The organism is Mesorhizobium sp. A623 (assembly GCF_054489405.1).
Genome location: NZ_JBTMXB010000132.1, coordinates 1 through 781, shown reverse-complemented (window position 1 = coordinate 781; position 781 = coordinate 1). Strand labels below are relative to the sequence as shown.

General features: G+C 55.1%; 1 protein-coding gene and 1 riboswitch. The gene reads right to left on the bottom strand.

Going from position 1 to position 781, the window contains the following annotated elements:
- A partial coding sequence (locus tag ACX3P1_RS28235; protein ID WP_459083125.1) for an aromatic ring-hydroxylating oxygenase subunit alpha occupies positions 1-383 on the bottom strand: 383 nt, incomplete at its 3' end.
- Between the two features lie 122 nt (positions 384-505).
- Positions 506-701, bottom strand: a riboswitch (cobalamin riboswitch).
- Positions 702-781: the final 80 nt, after the last annotated feature.

The window sequence follows — 781 nt, the reverse complement described above, 5'->3', positions numbered from 1 at the left end:
AAATCATTGCCCATATCGCGGGCGAAAAGCAGGCGTCCATCCAGTTCATAGGTCCACTGGTGATAGGGACAGACCAGCTTGGCCGCCTCGCCTTTCTCGTCAGGACAGACGCGGCTGCCGCGATGGCAGCAGGAATTGTGAAGCGCGCGAACCTGGCCGTTCTGGTCGCGGACCACGATGACCGGATAGTCGCCGATCTGCAGCGTGAAATAGTTGCCCGACCTCGGCAGTTCGCAATCATGCCCGGCAAACAGCCAGTCGCGGTACCAGATCAGTTCCATATCGAGTTTGAAGTAGTCATGGTCGATGTAGAAAGGTTGTTCGAGACTGTAACCCTCGCGACGGGTGCGTATGCGTCGCAGCATATCGGTTCTGGCGTCCATATCCTGCCTCCTTGGCATCATAAGGACTGAATCGGAGGTGAAATCAGGGGAGGGGCCCGTTCCGGGATCAAATGGCCGTTCGAGCGACGATCCGCCTCCTGACCGCCTACGCGATCAGTCGAATTGCACTACACTTCGAGGCTGGTTTCCGGGCTCCGGAGTAGTCCTGTCGGACGCTAGAAATACTGCGCTGTTTCCTATCTGCGCAAATATTCCTATGTAAAACTCCGCCACCGTTGCAGGGGCAGTGCCGGCTTCTACCGGCTTTCCAATTATCTCATCAACCTTTAGCGAATGAGCACCTACCAGATACTTAAGCACTGGCACCGAAGTTTTTCAGATATGAAAGCGACATCGGCTCTGCGCAAAGGCGACATTATCGACAAAGAGCCGATTTT